Below are 25,678 nucleotides of genomic sequence, written 5' to 3' on the forward strand. Positions count from 1 at the left end.
GTCAGGCGTCTCCGGACCCGGCGCCCCGGCGGGGCGCGGCGCGGATCTCGTCCCGGTGGGTACGCATGGAGTGCACCATCTCGGCCATGAACCGGTGCACCACGGCCAGCTCGTCGTCGCTGAAGCGGTCCATCACCTCGTCGGTACGGCGGCCCAGCGGCCCGAAGAAGCTCTGCGCCAGCGTGGCGCCCCGGTCGGCGTAGTGCAGGAGGATCTTGCGGCGATCGGCGGTGTCCCGGTCGCGCCGGATGTGGCCGCCGCGCTCCAGCCGGTCGACGAGCGCGGTCACCGAGCCGGAGGAGAGGTTGAGCGCCTCGCCGAGCCGGCCGGGGGTGATCGGGTCGCCCACCAGCTCGGCCTCCATGACCGCGATCAGGGCGTACAGGTCGGTGGCGTTGAGCCCGTGCAGCCCGGCGAACGCGTGCCCGATGTGCTGCGCGTCGACCGAGTAGCGCCGCAGGTCGTTTGTGATGTCGGCGACCATGCGACCGCGTGGGTCGTCGCGTCGCCGATACATCCTGTGCGCCGCCACCGCTTGCCGCCACCCCCTGTCGAACAGTTCCGGTTGCAGCATAGAACCACCCCGGATAATCTCGCTAATCAAGATACTCGTTAAGAGAGAATCCCCCGCGACCAATATGTGAGGGCATCAGATGTCTCTGTTCACCCGCGTCGTCCGGGGCCGGCTGGCCGCCTGGCTCACGCTGGCCGCCGCACTCGTCGTCGGTGTGGTCGCCTTCGGGCTTCCGAAGCCGGACAATCCGGCGCCCGTCTCCGACACCGGCCTGTCCGTGGAGTGGCAGTCGACGCAGGTCGAGCGGCTCCAGGAGCAGTTGCCCTCCAAGGACGCCCAGACCGCACTGGTGGTGGTCAGCCGCGCCGACCAGGCCCCGCTGAGCGGGGCCGACCGCAGCGTGCTCGACGGCCTCGGCGGCGAGTTGAGCGCGCTCGCCGCCGGCGGGCGGGTCTCCCCCGCCCAGGTCTCCCCGGACGGCACTGTGGCGCTGGTCGCGGTGCCGCTGTCCACCGAGGGCGGCCCGTCGGCGGTGGTCGACGAGGTGGAGAAGCTCCGCGAGGCGGTCGGTGACCTGCCCGGCGAGCTGACCGTCGAGGTCACCGGCGGCCCCGCGTTCACCGCCGACCTGGGCAAGGTGTTCCAGGGCGCGGACACCACGCTGCTGCTGGTCACCGCCGCCGTGGTGGCGGTGCTGCTGCTCGTCACCTACCGCAGCCCGTTCCTGTGGCTGGTGCCGCTGCTGGTGGTGGGCGCCACCGAGCAGATCACGCTGCGCGTGGTCGAGTCCCTCGTCCCGGCGTTCGGCATCTACCTGCCCAGCGGGCAGGTCACCGGCATCGCCAGCGTGCTGGTGTTCGGCGCCGCCACCAACTACGCGCTGCTGCTCATCGCCCGCTACCGGGAGGAACTGCGCCGCGAGGAGGACCGGTTCGCCGCCATGCGCTCGGCGCTGCGCCGCACCGCCGAGCCGATCCTGGCCAGCGGCAGCACCGTCGTCCTCGGCGTGCTCACGCTGCTGCTGTCCGAGCAGGAGACCAACCGGGCGCTCGCCCTGGCCTGCGCCACCGGTGTGATCCTCGCCATGCTCTCCGCGCTGTTCGTGCTCCCCGCCGCCCTGCTGCTGTTCGGCCGGGGCCTGTTCTGGCCGTTCGTCCCCCGCGTCGGCAGCGCCGCCCGCGAGGGCCGGATCTGGGGCCGCCTCGGCGAGATGGTGGTCCGCCGGCCGCTGCCGGTCGCCGCGCTCGCCGTCCTGCTGCTCGCCGGCCTCGCCCTCGGCGGCCTGGGCATCCGCACCGGGCTGTCCGAGACCGAGCAGTTCAGCGAGAAGCCCGAGGCGGTCGCCGGAGCCGAGACGCTCGCCCGGGCGTTCCCGGCCGGCAGCACCCAGCCGGTCGCGGTGCTCACCACCCCGCAGGCCGCCCAGGCCGTTCTCGCCGCGGCGAGCGGCGTCGACGGGGTCGCCTCGGCCCGGCCCGGCGCCGCCGGGGACCGGGTCGCCCAGATCGACGTGGTGCTCACCGCCGAGCCGGGCAGCGCCGCCTCCGACCGGGCCGTGGTGGCGCTGCGCGACGCCGTGGCCGCCGTACCGGACTCCGCCCCGCCCGCGGTGGAGGGCGCGGACGCCCCCGACGGCGCGCTGGTCGGTGGCTCGGTCGCGGCGACCTACGACTCGAACGAGGCAAACACCAAGGATCTCCAGCTGATCCTGCCGCTCATCCTGCTGCTGGTCGGCGCGGTGCTGGTGCTGCTGCTGCGCGGGATCCTGGCGCCGCTGCTGCTGGTGCTCACCGTCATCGGCTCGTTCTTCGCCAGCCTCGGCGCGGCCTGGCTGCTCTTCGACCACGTGCTGGACTTCCCGGCGCTGGACAGCGGGGTGCTGCTGCTCGCGTTCGTGTTCCTGGTGGCGCTCGGCGTCGACTACAACATCTTCCTGGTCACCCGGGCCCGGGAGGACGCGCGCCGCACCGGCACCCGCGACGGCATGCTGTCGGCGCTGCGGGTCACCGGCGGCGTGATCACCAGCGCGGGCATCCTGCTGGCGGCGGTGTTCGCGGTGCTCGGCGTGCTGCCGCTGATCACGCTCACGCAGATCGGCATCATCGTCTGCATCGGCGTACTGCTGGACACGCTGCTGGTCCGGACGGTGCTGGTGCCGGCGCTGGCGTTCCTGCTCGGCGACCGGTTCTGGTGGCCCGGCCGGATCAACCGGGACGCCGACGCGCCCGCCACGACGCCGGCCGAGCCGGTCGCCGCGCGGGACTGACCGGACGGGCGGGGGCCGGAGCGCACGCCGGCCCCCGCCCGTCCGTCCGGTCGATCAGAAGCTCAGGCACTCGCACTCGGTCATCAGCGCCCGCACGTTGCGCACGTACTGCGGGTTCGGGATGGTCAGCGGCTGGTCCTCCCGAGCCACCGCGCCGTGCCCGTAGTTGTAGGCCGCGATCACGGCGTTGAGCAGGCAGGAGTTCAGCTCACTCGTGCACAGTGAGGCGTCGAGCCGGTAGTCGGACTCGAAGTACATGTCGCCGATGTACTTGGTCAGCCAGGCCAGGTAGGTGCCGCCCAGGTAGGCGTTGTCCCGGTAGGCGTCGATGTCGTAGGACTGGCCGAAGCGCTGGTTCATCCACGCCGCCGTGGCCGGCATGACCTGCATCAGCCCGACCCCGCCGTCACAGGCGACGATGTTGGACTGCCACCCGCTCTCCTGCCAGGCGGTGGCCTTCAGCAGCGCCGACGGGATGCGGATGTCCGGCGCCGACGTCGGCCAGTAGGTCCGCGCCGCCGCGTCGGCGAGCGCCGCCTTCACCTGACTCTGACTGGCCTTGGTGCCCCGGTAGCTCGGCTTGCAGCCGTCGTCCACCGGCTTCGGCGGCGCCGGTGGCACCTGGGTCTCGGTCGGCGGCTTCGGCCGGGCCAGCGGCGCCGTGGTCGTGCGGGACGGCTTGGCCCGCGGCTTCGGTTTCGCCGACGCGCTCGGGCTGGGCCGGCCGCCCATCGCCGCGACCGCCGGTGGCTCCTCGCTCGGCGCGTCGGCCGGCGCCTCCTGCGGCTGGTCCGCCGGGGCCGCCGTGGGCAGGTCCGCAGCGACCTCCCGGACCGGCCGTTCCTCCTCGCCGCACGCCGTGAGCGTGGCCGCCGCGACCAGTGCCACCACCGTCACGGCCCACCGGCCGAGTCCTCGCCGCATCGGACCTCCCCGTCGTCCCCCGTCGGCGCACCCTAGCAAGGATCGACAGGTCCGGGGGGTACCCGGAACGCGGACCGGCGGCCCCGGGGCCGGGGCGGCGACTCCCCCGCCACCGCGTCGGCCGGCCCCTCGTCCGGCTCCGCGCCGGCGGACCGCCCCTCCCGGTCCGCGCCCGCCGGTCGCTCGTCCCGGTCGGCCAGGCGGTCCCGGGTCGCCCACGCCACCACGAACACCGTGGTCCAGGCGACGCCCAGCAGGACCGCCGTGACGGTGCCGCTCGCCGTGCTGAAGCCCAGGTAGAGCCGCGCGCCGCTGACAGTGACCACGCCCGCCGACGCGACCGTCCAGACCGCCGCGCCCACCGGCCAGCGGGCGCCGCGCGACAGCAGCCAGGCGAGCGTGCCGAAGCTCGCGGTCACCACCGCGTTCTGCGTCGGGAACAGGTCACCGGGGCGGTCCGGGCCGCCCGGGCCGGTCAGGTCCGCCACGACGACGAGCAACACCAGCGGCATGGCGGCGCCGACGGTGCCCAGCACCCCGAGCGGGTCCGCCCGCCAGGCCCGGCCGCGCCGGGCCACCACGGCGGCCACCACCGCCACCGCGGCGATCAGCACCCAGCCGCGCAGCACCGACACCGCCAGCAGCGCCGTGTCGACCACCCCGGGGGTACGCCGGGCGGCGAACCAGTCGGCGACCAGCCCGTCGAGGACGTACAGCCCGCTCTGCGCGACCACCGCCTCCAGCAGGACCGCCACGGCCAGCCCGCCGACGAACAGCAGCGCCAGCCCCAGCGCCAGGTTGATCAGCAGCGTCCAGGCCGGGCCGACCCGCATGGCGACCAGGAAGAACAGCACCCCGTACCGGGCCCGCAGCCAGCGCAGCGGCGGCAACGCGGCGGCCCGTGCCGCCAGCGCGCGTACCGGGTCCGGGTTGCGGCCCAGCCAGCGGCCGGCGAGCACCACGGCGAGCAGGCACAGCAGCAGGGCCAGCACCGCGCCGGTGGCCCGGCCGAGCAGCTTCGACACCCGCTCGTACGACTCACCGGCGAGGTAGCCGGCCAGCACCGACGCGCCGACCCAGCTCGCCACCCCGGCCAGGTTCCACGGCGCGAACCGCCGGTACGGCATGCCCGCCGACCCGGCCAGCCGGGGCGCCAGCGTGCGGGCGAACGCGATCCAGCGGGCGGCGAGCACACCCCGGCCACCGAGGCGCTCCAGCAGCGAGTCGGCCCGCCGCCACCGGTGCGCGCCGATCCGGGCACCCACCCCCGAGGCACGCAGACGGGGGCCGTACCGGCGGCCGGCCCGCCACGCGAGTGTGTCTCCGATCACGGCGGCGGCGGTCATCGCCACCAGCACGGGCGCGAGGCGCAGCGTCCCCGCGTACGCTAGGAAGCCGACCAGAAGCAGGGTCGCCTCGCCGGGCATCAGCAGCCCGACGATCACCGCGGTCTCCGCCGCGACGATCGCCGCGGCGGCCACGTAGATCAGCAGGGGCGGCAGCTCCTGCAGCCAGCTCAGCAGGTCAGGCATCGGGCACCCCGCACGGGTGTCAGCATGCCAGTCGCTGGAACGGTCGGCACAGCACTTTCGACGCAGATCCGGGTTGTCTCGGGGTGACCCCGAGGCGTGCCCCGGCAACCGCAGACAGGAGTATGGAGGGTATGCAGCTACGCACCGACCTCCGCAACGTCGCCATCATCGCCCACGTCGACCACGGCAAGACGACCCTGGTCGACGCCATGTTGCGGCAGGCCGGCGCCTACGGCGCCCGCGGTGAGAACACCGAGCGGGTCATGGACTCGATGGACCTCGAGCGCGAGAAGGGCATCACCATCCTCGCCAAGAACACCGGCGTGCGGTACATGCCGGCGGACGGCTCGGAGCCCGTCACCATCAACATCATCGACACCCCCGGTCACGCCGACTTCGGCGGCGAGGTCGAGCGCGGCCTGACCATGGTCGACGGTGTGGTGCTGCTGGTCGACGCCAGCGAGGGCCCCCTGCCGCAGACCCGGTTCGTGCTCCGCAAGGCGCTGCGCGCGCGGCTGCCGATCATCCTGGTGATCAACAAGGTGGACCGTCCGGACGCCCGGATCAAGGAGGTCGTGGACGACACGTACGAGCTGTTCCTCGACCTGGACGCCGACGAGGAGCAGATCGACTTCCCGATCGTCTACGCCTGCGCCCGCGACGGCATCGCCTCGCTGACCCAGCCCGCCGACGGCGCCGTCCCGGACGACAGCAGCAACCTGGAGCCGCTGTTCCGCACCCTGCTGGACACCATCCCCGCGCCCGCGTACGACGAGGGCGCGCCGCTGCAGGCGCACGTCACCAACCTCGACGCCTCGCCGTTCCTGGGCCGGCTCGCGCTGTGCCGGGTCCGCCAGGGCACCATCAGCAAGGGCCAGACCGTGGCCTGGTGCCGCACCGACGGCAGCACCCAGCGGGTACGCATCTCCGAGCTGCTGATGACCGAGGGCCTGGAGCGCAAGCCGGCCGACTCCGCCGGGCCGGGCGACATCATCGCCGTCGCCGGCATCCCGGAGATCATGATCGGTGAGACGCTCGCCGACGCCGAGAACCCGGTGCCGCTGCCGCTGATCACCGTGGACGAGCCGGCCATCTCGATGACCATCGGCACCAACACCTCGCCGCTGGTCGGCCGGGTCAAGGGCGCCAAGGTCACCGCACGGATGGTCAAGGACCGGCTCGACAAGGAGCTGGTCGGCAACGTCTCGCTGCGGGTGCTGCCCACCGAGCGGCCGGACGCCTGGGAGGTGCAGGGCCGCGGCGAGCTGGCCCTGGCGATCCTGGTCGAGCAGATGCGCCGCGAGTCCTTCGAGCTGACCGTCGGCAAGCCGCAGGTCGTCACCAAGGAGATCGACGGCAAGACCTGCGAGCCGGTCGAGCGGCTGACCATCGACGCCCCGGAGGAATACCTCGGCGCCATCACCCAGCTCCTGGCCACCCGCAAGGGCCGGATGGAGCAGCTGGTCAACCACGGCACCGGCTGGATCCGGATGGAGTGGCTGGTCCCGGCACGCGGCCTGATCGGCTTCCGGACCGAGTTCCTCACCGAGACCCGCGGCACCGGAATCCTGCACCACGTGTTCGAGTCGTACGAGCCGTGGTTCGGCGAGCTGCGTACCCGCAACAACGGGTCGCTGGTCGCCGACCGCGCCGGTTCGGTCACCGCGTTCGCGATGACCAACCTCCAGGAGCGCGGCCAGCTCTTCGTCGAGCCGGGCACCGAGGTGTACGAGGGCATGATCGTCGGCGAGAACTCCCGCTCCGACGACATGGACGTCAACATCACCAAGGAGAAGAAGCTCACCAACATGCGCTCGTCGACCGCCGACGAGACCGAGAAGCTGATCCCGCCGCGCAAGCTGTCCCTGGAGCAGGCCCTGGAGTTCTGCCGCGAGGACGAGTGCGTCGAGGTCACCCCGGCCGCGGTGCGCATCCGCAAGGTGGTGCTGGACCAGACCCAGCGCGGCCGGATGGCCGCCCGCCGCAAGCACGCCGGCTGACCCACCAGCTCACCAGCCCCACCCGGAGCCCGGCCCGCCCTAGGCGGACCGGGCTCCCCCCTTCCCCGCCCACTGCCCGCCGCTCCCCGCCCCTGCCCGCGCGAGATCTTGGTACGGAATGGCCCCTATGGGGGCGCTTGTCTTCCAAGATCTCCGCGGGTCTCGTTGTGCGGACGCGGGATCCCGTTAATCGGGAACGGGCGCGCGAGGCGGCGGGGGTCAGTGGGGTTTGGTGGCCGCCAGGGCCAGGACGTCGGGGATCGGGCCGGAGCCGGACTCGACCACCCGGGTCAGCCGCAGGCCGGCCCCCGCCACGGCGTCCAGCAGGCCGGCCAGCGGCAGGTGCCACGCGCCGACCCGCGCCCGTACCCCGGTCGCGTTCCACGAGCGGACCGTGCGGTCCCGCGAGGCGTACCCGCCGTCGATCACGATCCGCTCCGGCTCGGACCGGTCGGCGAACGCGCCCACGAAACACGGGTGCACCCCGACGTGCACCAGGCGGCCGCCGGGCGCCAGCACCCGCGCCGCCTCGGCGACCGCCGCCGGATAGTCCGGCATGTCGGTGTGCGCGAGCACGCAGACCACCGCCGGTACGCCGCCGGTGGACAGCGGCAACGCCGTCGCGTCGGCCCGGGCCACTGGCAGCCGGGCGCGGGCGTGACGCAGCTGCCCGCCGGACAGGTCCACTCCCACCGGTGTCCATCCGAGACGCCTCAGCTCGGCCGCGTGCGCCCCGGTGCCGCAGCACAGGTCCACACAGCGGCCCGGGCCGTCACCCAGCAGGCCGGCCAGCACCGACCGGACCCGGTCCATGTAGACAGACGAGGTCTCGCTGGCGTACTCCTCGTACCAGTCGGCGATGTCGTCGTACAACGGGGTCGTCATCTCCGCACGCTAGCCCCGCACCCGGGCCCGCCGCTGCCCCGCGTACGCCACGAAGATCCGCTACGGTGCGGTCATGACCTGGGAGGACCTCGACGCACACCTGGACCGGGTGCCCGGCACCGTCTCCGCGTACGTGGGCCGCCCCGGCGCGCGGCCGACGTGGACGCGGCGGGCCGACGCCACCCACTACGCGGCGAGCACCATGAAGCTCGCCGTGCTGGTGGCGCTGTTCCGCGCCGCCGAGGCCGGCCGGCTGGACCTGGACGCGCCGGTGCCGGTGCGCAACTCGTTCGACTCCGCGCTGCCGGGCGCGCCCCGGTTCGCCAACGACCGCGACTACGACAACGACGAGGCGGTCTGGGACCGCGTCGGCGGCGAGGCGCCGCTGCGCTGGCTCGCCGAACGCATGATCATCCGGTCCAGCAACCTCGCCACGAACATCTGCATCGGTCAGGTGGGGCTGCCCGCGGTGGCGCAGGCGTGGGCGCTCGCCGGTGCCCGGCACAGCGTCACCGGCCGCGGCATCGAGGACTTCGCCGCCCGCGACTCCGGCATCGACAACCTGGTCACCGCCGCCGACCTGGCCGCCGTGCTCGGCGAGCTGGCGCTCGGCGCGACCCGGCCCGGCCCGCTCGCCTCGCCGGCCGGCTGCGCCGCCATGCTCGACGTGCTCGTCGCCCAGGAACACCGCGAGGACCTGGCCGCCGGGCTGCCCGACGGCACCCGGATCGCGCACAAGAACGGCTGGGTACGCGGCGTACGCCACGGCGCGGGCGTGGTGTTCCCGGACGACGCGCCGCCGTACACGATCGTCGTCTGCACCACCACCGAGCTGGCCGACGGCGGCGCGGACGGTGACGAGGCCGAGGACGACGCGTGCCGGCTGATCGCGCACGTCTCCGAGCGGGTCTGGGCCGCGCGGCACGACCTGGCCGGCTGACCCGGCTACTCCAGCAGCCGCTCGCGCAGCGCGGCGCGGTGCGCCTCGGTCACCCCCAGACCGTCGCGCAGGTACGCGTCGAACGAGCCGTGCGCGCGGCGCACCTCGTCGTAGGCGGCGTCCAGGTACTCCGGGCGCACCTCCAGCAGCGGCCGGGCCACCGCCGGGTCCAGGTCCGGCCGGCGCTGGATCATCGCGGACAGCAGCACCTCGCGCAGGCTCTCAGTCAGCTCGTTGTGCACCAGGTAGTCGGCGCGGATCGCCTCCTCCTCCACGCCCAGCGCGGTCAGCAGCACCACCGACAGCCAGCCGGTGCGGTCCTTGCCGGCCGAGCAGTGGAACAGCAGCGGCAGGTTCGCGCCCTCGGCGGCGAGCCGCACCGCCGCGCCGAACCCGGTCCGCGCCGAGTCCCCGGTGACGAACCAGCGGTAGATCGCCGTCATCGCCCCCGGCATGCCCTCGCGGGCCAGCGCCGCGTACGCGTCCAGGTCGTGGCCCTGCAACACCGCCGAGACATACGTGAACACCGGGTGCGCCGCGTCGTAGACCGGCAGGTGCACGGTGCGGGGCTCGCCCACCAGCCGGTCCGGCGGGGCCACCGCCTGCTCGTGGACGTCGCGCAGGTCCACCACGCAGGCCGGGCCGAGCTTGCCCAGCACCGGCAGGTCCTCGTCGGTGAGCCGGCCCAGCGCGGGCGTGCGGATGAGTCGCCCCGCCCGTATCCGCCGCCCGTCGCTCGTCGGCAGTCCACCCAGGTCACGCGCGTTCGGCGCGCCCACCAGCTCCCATTCCCGCCCGGCCATCGGCCCTCCCCTGCTCGCCGCCAGTTGGCTATAGGGTGCCCCACATGACGATCGCCGCGGTACGCACCCACCGTCTGTCGGCCCCCTTACACACCCCGTTCGTCACCGCGCTGCGCCGTACCACCACCGTGGACACGCTGGTCGTGGAGGTGGTCGACGGCGACGGCCGGTCCGGTTTCGGGGAGGCGCCGCAGGTCTGGCAGGTCACCGGCGCGTCGGTGGCGGGTGCCGAGGCGTGCGTACGCGAACTGCTCGCGCCGCTGCTGATCGGCCGCGACGCCGACGACCTCCAGGCGGCAGGCGCGCTGGTGCGCCGCGCGGTGGTGGGCAACGAGTCGGCGAAGGCGGCGCTCGACGTGGCGCTGCACGACCTGGCCGCGCGGCGGCTCGGCGTACCCCTGGTGCGTCTGCTCGGTGGCACGGCGCTGCGCGTGCCGACCGACGTCACGCTGGCCGCCGGTGACGCGGTCGACCTGGCCGCGACGGCGGCGCGGCGCGGCGCCGAGGGGTTCAGCGTGCTCAAGCTCAAGGTCGGCACGGACGCCCGGGGCGACCTGGACCGGGTCCGCGCGGTGCGGGCCGCGGTCGGCCCGGACGTGCGGATCCGACTGGACGCCAACCAGGGCTGGACGCCCCGGGAGGCGGTGCGGGTGATCCGCGCGATCGAGGACGCGGGGCTCGACGTGGAGCTGGTCGAGCAGCCTGTGCACCGCCGCGACCTGGACGGGCTGGCCTGGGTCAGCGACCGGGTGGACCTGCCGATCCTGGCCGACGAGTCCGTCTTCGACGTGCGCGACCTGGTCGAGGTGATCAGGCGGCGCGCCGCCGACATGGTCAACGTGAAGCTGGCCAAGTGCGGCGGCCTGCAACCGGCCCGCACGCTGCTCGACCTGGCCGCCGCGCACGGCATGGGCACCATCGTCGGCTCGATGATGGAGGGCCCGGTGGGGGTCGGCGCCGCGGCCAGCCTGGTCGCCGCCTCCGGCACCACCGCCGTGTCGGACCTCGACGCCGCCTGGTGGCTGGCCTGGTCGCCGGTCACCGGGGGCATCCGGTACGAGGGCGCGAGCGTGCTGCTGCCGGACGCTCCGGGCCTGGGGGTCACCGGCCTGCGTGAAGCTAAAATTCAGACAAGTGGTTGAGCAACGTCAGAATTTTTCATATGGTCGCCCGGACGACCACCGGAGAGAGGGGTACGCGTGGCACCTCAGCCCGGCCGCCGGGCCGTCGTACGGGTACCGGTGGCGACCCTGTGGACCGCTCCCGAGGCGGTACGCCCGATCGACTGCCCCGCCCTCGCCGGCTCTCCGGACGTCGCCGCCTGGGTCGCCGGCATGGACCGCGACCAGCTCGTCGGTGACTGCGTCCTGACCCAGCTGCTGCTCGGCGAGCCGGTGCGCGTCACCGAGACCCGGCCGGACGGCTGGGTGCGGGTGGTGGCGCTGGGCCAGCCCGCGGCGAAGCTCGGCGCGGACGGCTACCCGGGCTGGCTGCGGGCCGCCCACCTGGCCGATCCCGCCGACGCCGGCCCGTCCTCCACTCATCCGGCCGACGCCGGCCCCGCCGGCCCCGCTCTGTCCGGCACCGTTCCGGCCGGGCCGGCCGGTCCCGGCCCGTCCGGCTCCGGTCCGTCCGGCTCCGGTACGTCCGGTCCTGTCCCAGCCGTTACCGGTTCGGCCGGCTCCGGCTCCGGCTCCGGTTCGGCCGGCACCGGTTCGGCCGCCGACCGGCCGCTGACCGTCGACGTCGCCCACACCGCGTTGCGCGCCGGGCCGGACGGCGACGCGGCGCTCACCGGCGTGGTCCTCGGCACCCGGCTCACCCCGGCCGGGCCGGCGGTGGACGGCACGCGACCGGTCCGCGTACCCGGGCGGGCCGACCCGCTCTGGGCCCCCGAGGACGACCTGGTGCCACTGCCCGCCGAGCGTCCGGAGGCCGAGAAGGTGCTCGCGGTCGCCGAGCGGCTGCGCGACCTGGTCTACGTCTGGGGCGGCATGTCCACCGACGGCATCGACTGCTCCGGTCTGGTGCACCTGGCCTGGCGGCGGTACGGGATCACGCTCCCCCGCGACGCCGACGACCAGGCGGCGGCGACCTCGCGGGTGCCGCTGGACGCCGAGCGCCCCGGCGACCTCTACTTCTTCGCCCGGCCCGGCCGGCGCATCCACCACGTCGGGATCGTGTCGGCCGAGCCGCGCGGCGGCCGGCGCCGGATGCTGCACGCCTGCTATCTGACCCGCCGGGTGGTCGAGGAGGAGCTGCCCGCCGACCGGACCGCCACCCTCGTCGGCGCCCACCGCGTCTGACCCCGGACACGCCGCGGGGCGCCCCCGGGATGGGAGCGCCCCGGCGGTACGGGTGGGTCAGCGGCGGGCCTGGGTCAGTTCCCGGCGCCGGTCCCGCGACGACTTCGCCAGGCTGGCGGCCGTGGCCACGGCCAGGGTGCCGAGGATGACCGTGAGCGAGAGCCAGATCGGGATGTGCGGGGCCCACGCCACGTGCTCGCCGCCGTTGATGAACGGCAGGTTGTTCTCGGCCAGCGCCTCCAGCACCAGCTTGACGCCGATGAAGCCGAGCACCACGGCGAGGCCGTAGCTGAGGTAGATGAGCCGGTCCAGCAGACCGCCGAGCAGGAAGTAGAGCTGCCGCAGCCCCATCAGCGCGAACACGTTGGCGGTGAAGACCAGGTACGGCTCCTGGGTGATGCCGAAGATCGCCGGGATCGAGTCCAGCGCGAAGATCAGGTCGGTGGTGCCGATCGCGATCATCACGATCAGCATCGGGGTGAACAGGCGCCGCCCGTGTTCGTGGGTGGTCATCCGCGCCCCGTCGTAGTCGCGGGACAGCGGCAGCGCCTTGCGGCTCCACCGGATCAGCAGGTTCTCGCTGAACTCGTCCTCGTCCGGCTCGCCCTGCCGGGCCAGGTTCACCGCGGTGTAGATGAGGAACGCGCCGAAGATGTAGAACACCCAGGAGAACTGGGAGATCAGCGCCGCGCCGGCCGCGATGAAGCCACCCCGCATGATCAGCGCCAGGATGATGCCGACGAGCAGCACCTTCTGCTGGTACTGCCGGGGCACCCCGAACCGGGCCATGATGATCACGAAGACGAAGAGGTTGTCCACCGAGAGGCTGTACTCGGTGAGCCAGCCGGTGTAGAACTCCCCTGCCACGCGCCCACCCGCGGTGAGCCAGAGGACCACGCCGAAGAGCAGCGCCAGGCCGACGTAGAAGCCCACCCACAGGCTGGACTCGCGGACGCTCGGCTCGTGCGGCCGCCGGCCGATGATGAACAGGTCGGCGAGCAGGACCGCGATCATCGCGATCAGCGTTACCGCCCACACCAATGCGGACACGTTCAAATCCATCCTCCGGCAGACACGCTGCGTCGGGCACACCGTACGCCCGGGTGCGGTGCCGGGGTGCGTCGACGCTGACAGGGGTGACTGTCGGAGGTCTCTTCCGCCGGAGCCCGCGTGCCGGGTTCCGACCGACGGAGCCGGGTCGGGCCACCGGGGGTGCCGGCGCTCTTCCGTGCTGACGACTCCGTCGCGGGGGAATACTCCCCTCCTCGGCCGCCATTGTTCACCATCGCACCCGGGTGGCGCATCTCCGGGCCACCCGTCGATGTCTCGACGTGCCGCGGCTCACGTCCCGCAGCGCGTCCTAGGAGGCTAGCCATGTGCCTGTGCGGGGTGCCGGGATGTCACCCGGGACGCACCGGCGGCGGGCCGGCATGGCAGGCTGCCAGCATGGTTCTTGAGGTCGCGCTGATCGATGTCACGCCCGGACACGAGGACGAGTTCGCCGCCGCCTACGCGCAGGCGCGGCCGATCCTCGCCGGCGCCGAAGGCTGCCGCTCCGTGCGGATGACCCGGGGCGTGGAGTCGCCCGCCCGGTTCGTGCTGCTCGTCGAGTGGGACTCGGTGGAGGCGCACGACGTGAACTTCCGCCAGACCGAGCGGTTCGCGCAGTGGCGGGGACTGATCGGCCCGCACTTCGCCGGCCCGCCGCTGGTCGAGCACTTCATCGACGTGCCGGCCTGAACTGTCGTACCCCTGCCGTAGCCTGCGCGCTGCGCGGCCATCGGTCCCGACGGGCATCGGGGGCGCCGGGCCCGGTGGTCGCGCCGCACCGGCGGCGGGCCGTGCGGCTCACTCCAGCTCGTGCGGATCGCGCTGCCGGGGCACCGGCGCCGCGCCGAGCCGCCGGGCCACCAGCTCGGCGGAGGCGTCCGCCGGCAGCGCCGCGGCCAGCAGCCGCTCGATGACCCGCTCGTAGTGGGCCACGTCCGCCTCGGCCACCAGCCGCAGGTCGGTGGTGAGCGTCTCCACCAGCACGGTGCGCGGGTCCTCCGGGTCGGGGTAGGCGTAGTACGAGAACGGCGCCAGCGGGTGCGGCCCGTCGCCGCTCGACGCCGCGGACCGCAGCACCCGGACGGTGACGCGGGGCCGTTCGGCGAGCGCGAGCAGGTGCCGCATCTGGTCGCGCCACACGTCGGCGGGCAGGCCGTCCGGGTCGCAGACGCGCTCGTCGACGAGGGCGGTGTAGTGCGGCGGGTCCGGCCGGATCAGCAGTTCCTGGCGTGCGACACGGGCGCGCACGTCGGCCTCCACGTCCACCTCGCCGGTCAGCGCCGCACCGGCCGACACGCGCAACCGGGCGTACGCCGGGGTCTGGAGCAGGCCGGGCACGAGCACGCACTGGTACTCCACGATGCGTTCCGCGCCCGCCTCCAGCTCGGCGTACGCCCGCTGGCGCTCCCCCATCTCGCCGAGCGCCTTGGACCAGCCCCGGCCGGTGGCCGCGTCGCGGGCGATGACGATCAGCTCGTCACGCTGCGGCGGCGGCACCGCGTAGACGTCGAGCAGGTCGAGCACGTCGGCCAGGTCGGGCCGGCTCTGCCCCAGCTCGATGCGGGACAGCTTCGACGTGGACGCCCAGCCCAGCCGGACGCAGACCTGTTCGAGCGTGAGCGACTCGCGACGACGCAGCCGGCGCAGCTCCACACCGAGCCTCGCCCTCCGGACCACAGGACTTGCTGACAACGGCATGCACGCCTCCCGGGAGGGAGCGTACGCATCACCGTCACGCTCGGCAATACCTCGCCCACACAGCGCTACCGTGCGGGCGGCGTGCTCAGGGGCGGTACGTGCCGAACGACCAGACCAGCCCGGCCAGGTCGCGGGCGGCGTAGTCGCGGGAGCCGTAGTCGGTGTCGAACGGCGCCCGGATGATCTCCGCCCCGGCCGCCCGGGCCCGCTCGTGGTGCGCGTCGACGTCGTCGATCGCCACGTAGACGCGGTAGTCGTCGTCGGCGGGCCGGGACCCCGGCGCCGGCCCCGGGCCGAGCATCACCAGGTCGTCGCCGTACGCCAGCTCGGCGTGGCCGATCGTGCCGTCGGGCAGTTCGTGGGCCTCGCGCACGGTGAAGCCGAACGCGGAACAGAGGAAGTCGACGGCGGCTCGCACGTCGGGATACCGCAGGACCGGATAGATGCTTCGCATGGCGGTCAGTCTGCCGCCGGGGCGGTCAGGCCGGATTGGACGAATGCGATCCGGGCCCGGTCAGCGCGGCCGGGGTGGCACCGGCGAACTCGCGGAACTCCCGGATCAGGTGCGACTGGTCGTAGTAGCCCCACCGGGCGGCCCGCTCCGCCCACCCGGCGTCGTCCGGTACGGCGGCGTCCGCGGTGAGCAGCGTGCGGCCCAGGCTCGCGTACGCCCGCTCGAAGCGCAGCAGGCGGGCGACCGTCTTCGGCGGCAGGCCGAACTCCCGCCGGAACCGTACCGACAGGTGTCGGCGGGACCAGCCCAGCTCCCCGGCGAGCGTGGCCACGCCGACCGCTCCCCCGCTGCCGTCCAGGCGCCGCCAGGCCGCCAGCAGGTGCGGGTCCGGCGGCGCTGTCGCCGCCAGCCGCGCGGCCAGGGCGGCGTCGAGCCGGGCGAAGCGTTCCGGCCAGCCCGGCTCGCCGGCCAGCTCGTCGCGCAGCCGGGCCAGCCAGCCCGCCACCGCGTCGAGCGGCACCACCCGGTTGGTCAGCTCGGCCAGCGGCAGCCCGAGCAGGCGGCGGGCCGCCGGGGCGGTCAGCAGCACCTGCACGCCGGTGCCGGTCCCGGCCGTCCGGGTGGCGCACCAGCCGTCGAACGGGCCGGCCAGGAAGGCGTTGGCGGCGGACGCGCCCCGGCCGGGGGCACGCGGGTCGGTCACGTCGAGGGGGTCGCCCCAGCCGAGGATCAGCACCACGAAGGCGCCCGCCACCTCCCGGCGTACCAGCGGGACGGGCGCGTCCTCGCGGTAGCCGAGGTAGCTGTCCGCCCACTGGCGCAGCCGCGGGTCGGGGCGCCCGACGACGGCCTCGGTCAGCATCGCGCCGCCCCGGCCGTCGCGCCGGTCACCGGACCCCTGCGGCGTCCATCCCGCGCAGCTCCTTCTTGAGGTCGGCGACCTCGTCGCGGATCCGCGCGGCCAGCTCGAACTGCAGCTCCCGCGCGGCGGCGAGCATCTGGTCGTTGAGTTCCTGGATGAGGTTGGCCAGGTCGGCCCGGGCCATCCCCTCCCGCGACGGGGTGGCCGCGGCGCCCCGGCGGCTGCGGGTCTCCTTGACCGGCGCCTTGCCCCGGGACAGCTGCCGCACGGCACCGCCGACGTTGCTGTTCTCGGTGTCCTCCGCCTCGCGGTAGATGTCGTCGAGGATGTCGTGGATCTTCTTGCGCAGCGGCTCCGGCTTGATGCCGTTGGCCTCGTTGTGCGCGATCTGCTTGGCCCGGCGCCGGTTGGTCTCGTCGATGGCGCTCGCCATCGACGGGGTGATCTTGTCGGCGTACATGTGGACCTGGCCGGAGACGTTACGGGCCGCGCGGCCGATGGTCTGGATCAGCGACCGGCCGCTGCGCAGGAAGCCCTCCTTGTCGGCGTCGAGGATCGCCACCAGGGAGACCTCGGGCAGGTCGAGACCCTCCCGGAGCAGGTTGATGCCGACGAGCACGTCGTAGTCGCCCTTGCGCAGCTCGCGCAGCAGCTCGACCCGGCGCAGCGTGTCGACCTCGGAGTGCAGGTAGCGCACCCGGATGCCGTTCTCCAGCAGATAGTCGGAGAGGTCCTCGGCCATCTTCTTGGTCAGCGTGGTGACGAGCACCCGCTCGTCCCGCTCGGTGCGCAGCTTGATCTCGTGCATGAGGTCGTCGATCTGGCCCTTCGTCGGCTTGAGAACCACCTCGGGGTCGATCAGGCCGGTGGGCCGGATCACCTGCTCGACGAACTCACCCTGGGCCTGCTCCAGCTCCCACGGGCCGGGGGTGGCGGAGAGGTAGACCATCTGGCCCACCCGCTCCAGGAACTCGTCGAAGCGCAGCGGCCGGTTGTCGGCGGCGCTCGGCAGCCGGAAGCCGTGGTCGACCAGCATCCGCTTGCGGGAGGCGTCGCCCTCGTACATGCCGCCGATCTGCGGGATCGTCACGTGCGACTCGTCGACCACTGTGAGGAAGTCGTCGGGGAAGTAGTCGAGCAGGCAGTGCGGCGGGCTGCCGGGCAGCCGGCCGTCGATGTGCATGGAGTAGTTCTCGATGCCGGAGCAGAACCCCACCTGGCGCATCATCTCGATGTCGTAGGTGGTGCGCATGCGCAGTCGCTGGGCCTCCAGCAGCTTGCCCTGCCGCTCCAGCTCGGCCAGCCGCTCGCCCAGCTCGGCCTCGATGTCGCGGATCGCCCGCTCCATCCGCTCCGGACCGGCGGCGTAGTGCGTGGCCGGGAAGATCATCAGGCTGTCGACCTCGCGGACCACGTCACCGGTCAGCGGGTTCAGGTAGTAGAGCTTCTCGATCTCGTCACCGAACAGCTCGATCCGGACCGCCAGCTCCTCGTACGCCGGGATGATCTCCAGCGTGTCGCCGCGGACCCGGAAGGTGCCGCGCTGGAAGGCCATGTCGTTGCGCGTGTACTGAATGTCGACCAGCCGCCGCAGCAGCTGGTCGCGGTCCAGCTCCTGCCCGACCTTGACCCGCACGGCCCGGTCGAGGTATTCCTCCGGCGTGCCCAGGCCGTAGATCGCCGAGACGGTGGCGACGACGATGACGTCCCGCCGGGTGAGCAGCGACATGGTGGCCGAGTGCCGCAGCCGCTCGACCTCCTCGTTGATCGAGGAGTCCTTCTCGATGTAGGTGTCGGTCTGCGGGATGTACGCCTCGGGCTGGTAGTAGTCGTAGTAGGAGACGAAGTATTCGACCGCGTTCTGCGGCAGCAGCTCGCCGAACTCCTTCGCCAACTGGGCCGCGAGGGTCTTGTTGGGCGCGAGCACCAGGGTCGGCCGCTGGAGCCGCTCGACCAGCCACGCCGTGGTGGCGCTCTTGCCCGTGCCGGTCGCGCCGAGCAGCACCGTGTTGCGGTCGCCGCGCCGCACGCGACGCTCAAGCTCGTCGATGGCAGCCGGCTGGTCACCGGCCGGCTGGAACTCACTGACGACCTGGAAGCGGCCGTCGAGCCGGGGAATGTCGAGCGCCATGACACCAACCGTACGCCCGCGGTCCGACACTTCCGGCCACGACCACGGACCGTCCCTGATCGGCTTCGATATTCCCATTGTGTGGCTCATCTCACCGGTCTACCCTCGTACCGTAGGCCGCTCGCGGCGGCCGACCGGGCCGGTGATCCCCCCACGCGGGGTCGGTCGCCCCCGGCGCCAGGGCCGCAGCACCCGGGACGACCGGCGTGCGCGCCGACGGTGGTCGCGCGCAGCGCTGACCGGCCGCCGCGAGCGCCCCTGCTCGTCACCGAAACCCCGCTCTCGCGTTCTCCACTCGTGGGGACCTCTCCCGAGCGCCGGCCGCGTCGCGAGCCCGACACCGGCACGCCCCCGCCCGCCGACGAGCCGGGCCGCCAGCGCGGCGCCAGCCGCCCCCACCGGCTCTCCGCGCGGGGCGACGGCGACCAGGCCGTACCCCGGGAACCGGGTCGCGGCCACCGGCGCGGCCGCACCAGCACACCGACCCGGCCCGCCACCGTGGCCGGTCGGCGCCGCCGGGCCGGCCTGTTCGACGGCCGCCGTCCCCCGCGCACCACCCGGCCGGACGGCGACCCGGAACTGGACGGCGCCGACGACCCGCCGGACGGGCCGGACCGGCGCCGGATCGCGCTCGCCGCGCTCGTGGCGGCAGCCGCGATCTCCGCCGCGGCGCTCGTCGCCGCCCTGCCGTCCTGGGTGCCCGGCCGCACCGACGACGCCCCGGCGACACGTGCCCTGACCGCCGCCGAGGCGGACCGGGTGGCCGCGCTGCGGGTCACCAACCTGCGCGACGTACGCGCCGGTGTCCGGGTCACCGTCGGCGCCGACGGCGCCCGTACCGAACTCGTCGGCTGGGTCGACTGGGCCCGCCCCCTGGTCTACCTGGACGTCGGCGGCCCGGGCGCGGGCGACGACCGGGGCCTGGTGCAGGCCACCGCGTCCGCGCTGCTGGTACGGCCCGACCCGGGCGCGCTCCCCACCCCGGCCCGGCCGCCGCTGGTGCCGCCGGCAGACCGGTGGCGGATGCGCTCCCCGGCCGGCGGGCACGGCCTGGGCGCGGTACGCGACCTGCTGATCGGGCTCGGCGCCGACCGGGTCGATCCGCCCGCCACCGACGGCCGGTGGCTACGCGGCGACCAGGTGGGCGGCGTCCCGGTGGACGTGCTCCAGGCGCCCCTCGCGCCGCCCGGTGACCCGCTGCCGACCCTGTGGGTGGACGCGGACGCCCGGCTGCACCGGCTCACCGGCCGGCTGGCCGACGGCACGCCCGTCACCGTGGACCTGACCCGCGCCGACCGGCCCACCCTGCACCCGGTGGACGCCCTCGGCGGCCGGCCCGGGCAGCCCCGGGCGCCCACCGACGACGAGGTCGCCCGGCTGGCCGCGCTGCCCGCCCGGCTCCGGGCCCTGGGCGGCGTGACGGTGACGGTGGCCGCTCCGCTCGGCCCGTCGGCGAACCTGCGGGCCACCGGCACGATCAACTGGACGAGCCCGTCGGCGTACCTCGCGGTGACCGAGGAGGGCAGCGGCCGGCGCACCCTCCGGTGGGCCCGGCCGGGACGGGTGGCCGAGGTGCAGCGGTCCCCCGACGGGCCCGCGACGCCACCGGCGCCGATGCCGGCCGCGCTGCTCGCCGCCCCCGCGCGGCCGCCCGGCGACGACCTGGACCGGCTGCTCGACGCGGCGCTGCGGACGGCCCGGCGCGCGCCCGGCGGCACCGCCGTCCGGATCCGGGAGGACCGGCTGGACGACCGGGCCGTCGACGTGTTCGAGCTGCCGGGCGGCCGCCGCCTGTGGCTGGACCGGGGTGGCCTGCCGCACCGGATGGAACTGCGGGCCGGGTCGGGCGTGTGGATCCGGCTCGACCTCACGCCCGGCCGTACGGCGGGCAGCGGCGGATCGTCGGCCTCGACGGCGCGCTGAGCCCGGCGCGATCCCTACCGCCCGGTCAGGGCCGCCAGCCGGTCTGCGCGGCCCACTCCTCCGCGCGCAGGTGCTCCTCGTCGAACCAGGGATCGGTCACCGTGCCCCACGTGACGTGCTCCGGCGCGGCCGCCGCCAGATCCCGCTTCACCTGGAGGTAGTCGGCCCGCCGTGCCGGGTCGGCGCGCAGGTGGTCGCGCGTCAGCAGCGCGTACCGCCAGCCGGGCGAACCGGCCTCCCGCAGGTGCAGGCGCACCGGACGCGCCGGGTCCGCGCCGCCGTGCAGCCGCTTGGGCCAGCGCACCGGCTCCGGCTGCCGCGGGGCGTCCCACCACTCGCCCGGCAGCCGCGGGAAACCCGCCTCGGCCAGCCGCTGCGCGAGCGGCCCGTCCGCCTCGTCCAGGGAGGACACCGTCACCTGGATGTCGATCACGTCCGGCGCGGCGAGCCCCGGCACGGCGGTGGAGCCGACGTGGTCGACCCGGATGTCATCGCCGGCCGCGTGGCGGATCCGGGCGGCCAGCCGGGCGTACTGCTCGGGCCAGGTCGGGTCCGGTCCGGCGAGCGCCGCCGGGTCGGGCGGGACGGCGCGGCGTTCGCGGAGGTTGCGCTCGTAGGGCAGCAGGCGGTCCCGCCAGAGGGTGTCCACGGCGGCGTGCAGCTCGGCGAGCGTGCCGTCGTTTGTCAGCAGCACGTCGGCGACCGCGCGGCGGGTCGCGTCGTCGGCCTGCGCGGCGATGCGCCGCTGCGCCTCCGCCGGGGCCATCCCCCGGTCGCGGGTCAGCCGGGCCATCCGGGTCGGCACGGCCGTCTGCACCACGGCCACCAGGTGGTACGTGGGCGCGAGCCCCACCTCGACCAGCAGCGGTACGTCGTTGACGACGATCGCGTCGGCGGGGGCGGCGGCGACCAGTTCGGCGCTGCGCGCGCGTACCCGGGGGTGGGTGATCCCTTCGAGCGTGCGGCGGGCGGCCTCGTCGCCGAAGACCAGCGCGCCGAGGGCGGCCCGGTCCAGCGCCCCGTCGGCGTCCAGAACCTTGTCGGAGAAGGCGGCGACCACCTCGGCCAGCCCGTCGGTGCCGGGCGCGACGATCTCGCGGGCGATGCGGTCCGAGTCGACGACCACCGCGCCCAGCGTGGCGAGCCGGCTCGCCACCGCGCTCTTGCCCGATCCGATTCCGCCGGTCAGCCCCACCTTCAGCACCCGGACAGTCAACCGGATCCGGAGTCCGCATGCCAAACCCGCCCGGCGTACGACGCGGGCCCCGCCCCCGGCGCTCCGCTGGTGCGGAACGCGGGGACGGGGCCCGTCGTCAGAGGCAGTCGCCGGTCCGTCCGGTGGGACGAACAGGCGTCAGCGTCCGGTCACTTGCCGCCGGCGAGCTTCTCCCGCAGCGCGGCGAGCGCCTCGTCGGTCGCGAGCGTGCCGGCCGGCTCCTCGGCCTGACGGCTCGGGGCCGAGGTCGAGGTGGTGGTGCCGGTGGTGGCCGGAGCCGGGTTGGCAGCGGCCTCGGCGTCGGCGGCGCGGGAGGTCTGCACCTGCTTGGTGTGGGCCTCCCAGCGCTGACGCGCCTCGGCGTACTGCTGCTCCCAGGTCTCGCGCTGCTTGTCGTAGCCCTCGAGCCACTCGCCCGTCTCCGGGTCGAAGCCCTCCGGGTAGATGTAGTTGCCCTGGTCGTCGTACGTCGCGGCCATGCCGTAGAGGGTCGGGTCGAAGTGCTCCTCGCCCTCGACGAAGCCCTCGTTGGCCTGCTTGAGCGACAGCGAGATCCGGCGGCGCTCCAGGTCGATGTCGATGACCTTGACCATGACCTCGGAGCCGACCTGCACGACCTGCTCCGGGATCTCCACGTGGCGCTCGGCCAGCTCGGAGATGTGGACCAGGCCCTCGATGCCGTCGTCCACGCGGACGAACGCACCGAACGGCACCAGCTTGGTGACCTTACCCGGCACGATCTGCTGGATCGCGTGGGTGCGGGCGAACTGACGCCACGGGTCCTCCTGCGTCGCCTTCAGCGACAGCGAGACCCGCTCGCGGTCCAGGTCGACGTCCAGGACCTCGACCTCGACCTCCTGGCCCACCTCGACGACCTCGGACGGGTGGTCGATGTGCTTCCAGGACAGCTCGGAGACGTGCACGAGGCCGTCCACGCCGCCCAGGTCGACGAACGCGCCGAAGTTGACGATCGAGGAGACGACGCCCTTGCGGACCTGCCCCTTCTGGAGCTTGTTGAGGAACTCGGTGCGCACCTCGGACTGCGTCTGCTCCAGCCAGGCACGGCGGGACAGGACCACGTTGTTGCGGTTCTTGTCCAGCTCGATGATCTTGGCTTCGAGCTCGCGGCCGACGTACGGCTGCAGGTCACGCACACGCCGCATCTCGACGAGCGACGCGGGCAGGAAGCCGCGCAGGCCGATGTCGAGGATGAGACCACCCTTGACGACCTCGATGACCGAACCGCGGACGACGCCGTCCTCGTCCTTGATCTTCTCGATCGTGCCCCAGGCCCGCTCGTACTGCGCCCGCTTCTTGGAGAGGATCAGCCGACCCTCCTTGTCCTCCTTCTGGAGGACGAGGGCCTCGATGTGGTCACCCACCGAAACGACCTCGGCCGGGTCCACGTCGTGCTTGATCGACAACTCCCGAGAGGGGATGACACCCTCGGTCTTGTAGCCGATGTCGAGCAGGACCTCGTCCCGATCGACCTTGACGACGGTGCCTTCGACAATGTCGCCGTCGTTGAAGTACTTGATGGTCTCGTCGATCGCGGCGAGGAAAGCTTCCTCAGAGCCGAGGTCGTCGTGGGTGACCTTGTTGGCGCTCGAGGTGGCCTCGATGCTGCTCGTCATGTGGGCGGTTGCTCCGGTCGGATGGGTTGTCACAGCGGGCATGGGTGTCGCGGTGACTCTGCCGCGCCAACGGATCCGTCGCCGGGCACACCGAACGATCGACGCGAGAAGATCATTAGTGGCTCCGGTGACCGCGCACCTGCTCCCTGCCGAGGCACACGATCCGCGAGCGCATCGTCTAGCCTACCCGCTGCATTACCACAGCGTGCAAGCCCTCCCGGGTCCGCGCGAACTCATCCGCTGCGAAAGCGGAGATTTTGCGCGGTAAGGTGCCACAGCTGTCTCGTCCGTCACATCTGCCCCAGCCACCACCCCACCGCACCGGGTCCGGGCCGCCGGACCTAGCGTGAACCCGTGGACGACGACAGGGTGACCCGCCGACGGGTCGACGCCGGGGAGATCCGCCACGCCAACCGCGGATGGTGGGACACCGACGCCGACGCGTACCAGGCCGAGCACGGCGCGTTCCTCGGCGACGCCGACTTCGTCTGGTGTCCGGAGGGCCTGCGCGAGGCCGACGCCCGGCTGCTCGGCGACGTCGCCGGGCGGCGGATCCTCGAACTCGGCGCCGGGGCGGCCGCCGCCGCCCGCTGGCTCGCCGCCCAGGGCGCCCGGCCGGTCGCGCTGGACCTGTCCGCCGGCATGTTGCGGCACGCCGCCGAGGCCGCCGGGCGCACCGGGGTACGCGTGCCGCTGGTGCAGGCCGACGCGCTCGCCCTGCCGTTCGCCGACGCCGCGTTCGACACCGTCTGCACCGCGTTCGGCGCGATCCCGTTCGTGGACGACTCGGCGGCGGCGATGCGCGAGGTGGCCCGGGTGCTGCGGCCCGGCGGCCGGTGGGTCTTCTCGGTCACCCACCCGATGCGCTGGATCTTCCTGGACGACCCGGGCGAGGGCGGGCTGACCGCCGTGCACTCGTACTTCGACCGCTCCCCGTACGTCGAGCAGGACGAGCACGGGGTGGCCACGTACGTCGAGCAGCACCGCACCCTGGGCGACCGGATCCGCGAGCTGGTCGGCGCCGGGTTCCGCCTGCTGGACCTGGTGGAGCCGGAGTGGCCCGCCGGGCACGAGGGGATCTGGGGGCAGTGGAGCCCGCTGCGCGGCCGGCTGTTCCCCGGCACCGCGATCTTCGTCGCGGAGAAGCCGACGGGCTGACGCGGAACGGACACGCGGTGCGACGTGCGGGACGCCCTCCGGCGGTACGCTCGCCGTATGAGCGCCGAGCCCATCCCGACATCACCTGGCCCCTGGTGTCCGGACCCGATGCGGCAGCAGCGTGCGGACTACACGCTGGAGGATCTGCTCACCCTGCCGGACGACGCCCCCCGCGTCGAACTCGTCGACGGAGTCATCCAGGTGACACCCTCCCCCACCCTGGGCCACCAGGACATATCCCTCTTGCTCAGCCTCTGGCTGCGGTCGCACGCTCCCGCCGGGCTGCGGGTCGCCCAGGCCATCGGGGTCGGGCTCAGCCCGAACACCAGCCGGCAACCGGATGTGCTGCTCCACCACGCCGGGCTGCCGAGCGACAGGTCCCTCCTGCGACCGGCGGACGTCGTCCTGGCCGTCGAGATCGTCTCCCCCGGCACCCGGCGCGTCGACCGGTTCGCCAAGCCGGGCGAGTACGCCGCCGCGCGGATCCCGTTCTACTGGCGGATCGAGCAGGACCCGGTGCACCTCTACGCGTACCGCCTCGGTGACCGGATCGGCCCCGGCGGCGAGCGGCAGTACGAGCTGGTGGACGACAGCAGCGAGGTGATCGAGCTGTCCGAGCCCTTCGCGATCAAGCTGCCGATCGCGGAGATCCGGCCCTGACCACACCGTTACTCGGTGTCCGGCACGGGTAACCGGGCCGCATGGCCGAGAAGGAGTTCCGCGCCGGCGACCACGTCTCCTGGGCCAGCCACAGCGGCCGGGCGTACGGCGTCGTCAAGGAGAAGCTGACCGAGCGCACCCATGTACGCGGGCACACCGTGAACGCCTCGCCCGCGCAGCCGCAGTACCGGATCACCAACGACGACTCGGGCCGCGACGTCGCCCACCGGCCGGAGGTGCTTCGCCATGAGTCGCGCTGAGGACCCGCAGCAGACGTACCGGGAGTTCACCGACGCGGTGAACATGAAGCCGGGCGAGCTGACCCGCTGGCTGGAGACCGAGGAGTCCAAGCACGTCGGCTGGCACAAGAAGGGCACCCAGGGCGGTGAGTCGGTCGGCCACGACTCCGGCCGGCGCATCGTCGACCTGCTGCGCCGCAAGCGCGCCGACCTCACCGCCGCCGACTACAAGCACATGCGCAAGGTCATCGGGTACGTCCACCGCCACCTGGCCCAGCGGCCGTCCGGAGACGTCCGGGACACCCGCTGGCGCTGGTCGCTGATGAACTGGGGGCACGACCCACTCAAGAGCTGAGCCGCCCGGTCCGTTCGCCGCGCGTTGGTAGCGTGCCGGCGATGACGACAGACGTCCCGACCGCCGGCCGTCATCCCGCGCCGGACGGGTGATCCTCCTGGCGGGCCTCGGGCTCGTCGCCGTCGCGG

Annotated in this window: 23 protein-coding genes; 11 read left to right on the forward strand and 12 right to left on the reverse strand. The window is 73.7% G+C overall.

The features are described 5' to 3' along the window. Window position 1: 1 nt before the first annotated feature. A complete protein-coding gene (locus CLT75_RS14865) occupies window positions 2-517 on the reverse strand; it encodes a MarR family transcriptional regulator (RefSeq protein WP_135244019.1) in 516 nt (171 codons plus the stop codon). Window positions 518-653: 136 nt separating this feature from the next. Between CLT75_RS14865 and CLT75_RS14870 the strand changes: the two genes are divergently transcribed. After that, window positions 654-2,780, forward strand: coding sequence for an MMPL family transporter (locus CLT75_RS14870; RefSeq protein ID WP_135241195.1), 2,127 nt, complete (start codon window positions 654-656; stop codon window positions 2,778-2,780). A gap of 54 nt (window positions 2,781-2,834) precedes the next feature. On the opposite strand, the gene CLT75_RS14875 is transcribed toward CLT75_RS14870, so the two are convergent. After that, window positions 2,835-3,704, reverse strand: coding sequence for a transglycosylase SLT domain-containing protein (locus CLT75_RS14875; protein ID WP_135241196.1), 870 nt, complete (start codon window positions 3,702-3,704; stop codon window positions 2,835-2,837). A 32-nt stretch (window positions 3,705-3,736) separates the two neighbouring features. After that, window positions 3,737-5,236, reverse strand: a complete 1,500-nt coding sequence (locus CLT75_RS14880; RefSeq protein WP_135241197.1) for a DedA family protein — start codon at window positions 5,234-5,236, stop codon at window positions 3,737-3,739. A 131-nt stretch (window positions 5,237-5,367) separates the two neighbouring features. Here CLT75_RS14880 and typA point away from each other — a divergent pair, with 131 nt between their 5' ends. After that, window positions 5,368-7,236, forward strand: a complete 1,869-nt coding sequence (gene typA, locus CLT75_RS14885) for a translational GTPase TypA (protein WP_135241198.1) — start codon at window positions 5,368-5,370, stop codon at window positions 7,234-7,236. Between the two features lie 219 nt (window positions 7,237-7,455). On the opposite strand, the gene CLT75_RS14890 is transcribed toward typA, so the two are convergent. Continuing rightward, a complete protein-coding gene (locus tag CLT75_RS14890; protein WP_135241199.1) occupies window positions 7,456-8,121 on the reverse strand; it encodes a class I SAM-dependent methyltransferase in 666 nt (221 codons plus the stop codon). Between the two features lie 73 nt (window positions 8,122-8,194). Between CLT75_RS14890 and CLT75_RS14895 the strand changes: the two genes are divergently transcribed. Next, a complete protein-coding gene (locus CLT75_RS14895; RefSeq protein ID WP_135241200.1) occupies window positions 8,195-9,061 on the forward strand; it encodes a serine hydrolase in 867 nt (288 codons plus the stop codon). Window positions 9,062-9,066: 5 nt separating this feature from the next. On the opposite strand, the gene CLT75_RS14900 is transcribed toward CLT75_RS14895, so the two are convergent. Then, window positions 9,067-9,864, reverse strand: coding sequence for a tyrosine-protein phosphatase (locus tag CLT75_RS14900; protein WP_135241201.1), 798 nt, complete (start codon window positions 9,862-9,864; stop codon window positions 9,067-9,069). A gap of 44 nt (window positions 9,865-9,908) precedes the next feature. Here CLT75_RS14900 and CLT75_RS14905 point away from each other — a divergent pair, with 44 nt between their 5' ends. Further along, window positions 9,909-11,006, forward strand: a complete 1,098-nt coding sequence (locus CLT75_RS14905; RefSeq protein ID WP_135241202.1) for a mandelate racemase/muconate lactonizing enzyme family protein — start codon at window positions 9,909-9,911, stop codon at window positions 11,004-11,006. Between the two features lie 57 nt (window positions 11,007-11,063). Beyond that, window positions 11,064-12,170 (forward strand): NlpC/P60 family protein, encoded by a 1,107-nt coding sequence (locus tag CLT75_RS14910; RefSeq protein ID WP_135241203.1) that lies wholly within the window; start codon window positions 11,064-11,066, stop codon window positions 12,168-12,170. A 57-nt stretch (window positions 12,171-12,227) separates the two neighbouring features. Here CLT75_RS14910 and CLT75_RS14915 read toward each other — a convergent pair whose 3' ends face one another. Then, window positions 12,228-13,226: a TerC family protein gene (locus CLT75_RS14915; protein ID WP_135244020.1), complete on the reverse strand. Its 999-nt coding sequence runs from the start codon at window positions 13,224-13,226 to the stop codon at window positions 12,228-12,230. Between the two features lie 390 nt (window positions 13,227-13,616). Between CLT75_RS14915 and CLT75_RS14920 the strand changes: the two genes are divergently transcribed. Next, on the forward strand, window positions 13,617-13,910 hold the full coding sequence (locus tag CLT75_RS14920) for an antibiotic biosynthesis monooxygenase family protein (RefSeq protein WP_135241204.1): 294 nt from the start codon (window positions 13,617-13,619) through the stop codon (window positions 13,908-13,910). Between the two features lie 108 nt (window positions 13,911-14,018). Here CLT75_RS14920 and CLT75_RS14925 read toward each other — a convergent pair whose 3' ends face one another. From CLT75_RS14925 to uvrB, 4 genes are all read right to left on the reverse strand, one after another. After that, the gene (locus tag CLT75_RS14925; RefSeq protein ID WP_135241205.1) at window positions 14,019-14,918 is read right to left on the reverse strand and encodes a Scr1 family TA system antitoxin-like transcriptional regulator; all 900 of its coding nucleotides are present in this window, start codon (window positions 14,916-14,918) and stop codon (window positions 14,019-14,021) included. 85 nt (window positions 14,919-15,003) lie between these two features. Continuing rightward, the gene (locus CLT75_RS14930; RefSeq protein WP_135241206.1) at window positions 15,004-15,372 is read right to left on the reverse strand and encodes a VOC family protein; all 369 of its coding nucleotides are present in this window, start codon (window positions 15,370-15,372) and stop codon (window positions 15,004-15,006) included. A 25-nt stretch (window positions 15,373-15,397) separates the two neighbouring features. Next, window positions 15,398-16,234, reverse strand: coding sequence for a helix-turn-helix domain-containing protein (locus CLT75_RS14935; protein WP_135241207.1), 837 nt, complete (start codon window positions 16,232-16,234; stop codon window positions 15,398-15,400). A gap of 25 nt (window positions 16,235-16,259) precedes the next feature. Beyond that, a complete protein-coding gene (gene uvrB / locus CLT75_RS14940) occupies window positions 16,260-18,365 on the reverse strand; it encodes an excinuclease ABC subunit UvrB (RefSeq protein ID WP_135241208.1) in 2,106 nt (701 codons plus the stop codon). A 297-nt stretch (window positions 18,366-18,662) separates the two neighbouring features. On the opposite strand from uvrB, the gene CLT75_RS14945 reads away from it, so the two are divergent. Further along, window positions 18,663-20,288 (forward strand): hypothetical protein, encoded by a 1,626-nt coding sequence (locus CLT75_RS14945; RefSeq protein WP_486485183.1) that lies wholly within the window; start codon window positions 18,663-18,665, stop codon window positions 20,286-20,288. A 25-nt stretch (window positions 20,289-20,313) separates the two neighbouring features. Here the strand turns inward: CLT75_RS14945 and coaE are convergent, their stop codons facing one another. Together coaE and rpsA are read right to left on the reverse strand one after the other, a co-directional pair. After that, a complete protein-coding gene (coaE, locus tag CLT75_RS14950; RefSeq protein WP_135241209.1) occupies window positions 20,314-21,492 on the reverse strand; it encodes a dephospho-CoA kinase in 1,179 nt (392 codons plus the stop codon). 161 nt (window positions 21,493-21,653) lie between these two features. Then, the gene (gene rpsA, locus CLT75_RS14955; protein ID WP_047893869.1) at window positions 21,654-23,180 is read right to left on the reverse strand and encodes a 30S ribosomal protein S1; all 1,527 of its coding nucleotides are present in this window, start codon (window positions 23,178-23,180) and stop codon (window positions 21,654-21,656) included. A gap of 312 nt (window positions 23,181-23,492) precedes the next feature. Here rpsA and CLT75_RS14960 point away from each other — a divergent pair, with 312 nt between their 5' ends. From CLT75_RS14960 to CLT75_RS14975, 4 genes are all read left to right on the forward strand, one after another. Next, complete coding sequence (locus CLT75_RS14960) at window positions 23,493-24,296, forward strand: methyltransferase domain-containing protein (protein WP_135241210.1); 804 nt, start codon at window positions 23,493-23,495, stop codon at window positions 24,294-24,296. A gap of 108 nt (window positions 24,297-24,404) precedes the next feature. Beyond that, window positions 24,405-24,956 carry a Uma2 family endonuclease gene (locus tag CLT75_RS14965; protein WP_135241211.1) on the forward strand — a complete coding sequence of 184 codons (552 nt, stop codon included), beginning with the start codon at window positions 24,405-24,407 and terminating at the stop codon, window positions 24,954-24,956. A 41-nt stretch (window positions 24,957-24,997) separates the two neighbouring features. Then, on the forward strand, window positions 24,998-25,216 hold the full coding sequence (locus CLT75_RS14970; protein WP_135241212.1) for a hypervirulence associated TUDOR domain-containing protein: 219 nt from the start codon (window positions 24,998-25,000) through the stop codon (window positions 25,214-25,216). Further along, window positions 25,203-25,550 (forward strand): DUF3140 domain-containing protein, encoded by a 348-nt coding sequence (locus CLT75_RS14975; RefSeq protein ID WP_073830920.1) that lies wholly within the window; start codon window positions 25,203-25,205, stop codon window positions 25,548-25,550. The genes CLT75_RS14970 and CLT75_RS14975 overlap by 14 nt, the downstream gene beginning before the upstream one ends. Window positions 25,551-25,678 lie beyond the last annotated feature (128 nt).

The organism is Micromonospora sp. CNZ285 (assembly GCF_004637285.1).

What these genes read in the sequence shown, in the direction of transcription:
- CLT75_RS14865 (WP_135244019.1), bottom strand. Translation starts at nt 517, where the DNA reads ATGTATCGGCGACGCGACGACCCACGCGGTCGCATGGTCGCCGACATC.
- CLT75_RS14870 (WP_135241195.1), top strand. Translation starts at nt 654, where the DNA reads ATGTCTCTGTTCACCCGCGTCGTCCGGGGCCGGCTGGCCGCCTGGCTC.
- CLT75_RS14875 (WP_135241196.1), bottom strand. Translation starts at nt 3,704, where the DNA reads ATGCGGCGAGGACTCGGCCGGTGGGCCGTGACGGTGGTGGCACTGGTC.
- CLT75_RS14880 (WP_135241197.1), bottom strand. Translation starts at nt 5,236, where the DNA reads ATGCCTGACCTGCTGAGCTGGCTGCAGGAGCTGCCGCCCCTGCTGATC.
- typA (WP_135241198.1), top strand. Translation starts at nt 5,368, where the DNA reads ATGCAGCTACGCACCGACCTCCGCAACGTCGCCATCATCGCCCACGTC.
- CLT75_RS14890 (WP_135241199.1), bottom strand. Translation starts at nt 8,121, where the DNA reads ATGACGACCCCGTTGTACGACGACATCGCCGACTGGTACGAGGAGTAC.
- CLT75_RS14895 (WP_135241200.1), top strand. Translation starts at nt 8,195, where the DNA reads ATGACCTGGGAGGACCTCGACGCACACCTGGACCGGGTGCCCGGCACC.
- CLT75_RS14900 (WP_135241201.1), bottom strand. Translation starts at nt 9,864, where the DNA reads ATGGCCGGGCGGGAATGGGAGCTGGTGGGCGCGCCGAACGCGCGTGAC.
- CLT75_RS14905 (WP_135241202.1), top strand. Translation starts at nt 9,909, where the DNA reads ATGACGATCGCCGCGGTACGCACCCACCGTCTGTCGGCCCCCTTACAC.
- CLT75_RS14920 (WP_135241204.1), top strand. Translation starts at nt 13,617, where the DNA reads ATGGTTCTTGAGGTCGCGCTGATCGATGTCACGCCCGGACACGAGGAC.
- CLT75_RS14925 (WP_135241205.1), bottom strand. Translation starts at nt 14,918, where the DNA reads ATGCCGTTGTCAGCAAGTCCTGTGGTCCGGAGGGCGAGGCTCGGTGTG.
- CLT75_RS14930 (WP_135241206.1), bottom strand. Translation starts at nt 15,372, where the DNA reads ATGCGAAGCATCTATCCGGTCCTGCGGTATCCCGACGTGCGAGCCGCC.
- CLT75_RS14935 (WP_135241207.1), bottom strand. Translation starts at nt 16,234, where the DNA reads ATGCTGACCGAGGCCGTCGTCGGGCGCCCCGACCCGCGGCTGCGCCAG.
- uvrB (WP_135241208.1), bottom strand. Translation starts at nt 18,365, where the DNA reads ATGGCGCTCGACATTCCCCGGCTCGACGGCCGCTTCCAGGTCGTCAGT.
- rpsA (WP_047893869.1), bottom strand. Translation starts at nt 23,180, where the DNA reads ATGCCCGCTGTGACAACCCATCCGACCGGAGCAACCGCCCACATGACG.
- CLT75_RS14965 (WP_135241211.1), top strand. Translation starts at nt 24,405, where the DNA reads ATGCGGCAGCAGCGTGCGGACTACACGCTGGAGGATCTGCTCACCCTG.
- CLT75_RS14970 (WP_135241212.1), top strand. Translation starts at nt 24,998, where the DNA reads ATGGCCGAGAAGGAGTTCCGCGCCGGCGACCACGTCTCCTGGGCCAGC.
- CLT75_RS14975 (WP_073830920.1), top strand. Translation starts at nt 25,203, where the DNA reads ATGAGTCGCGCTGAGGACCCGCAGCAGACGTACCGGGAGTTCACCGAC.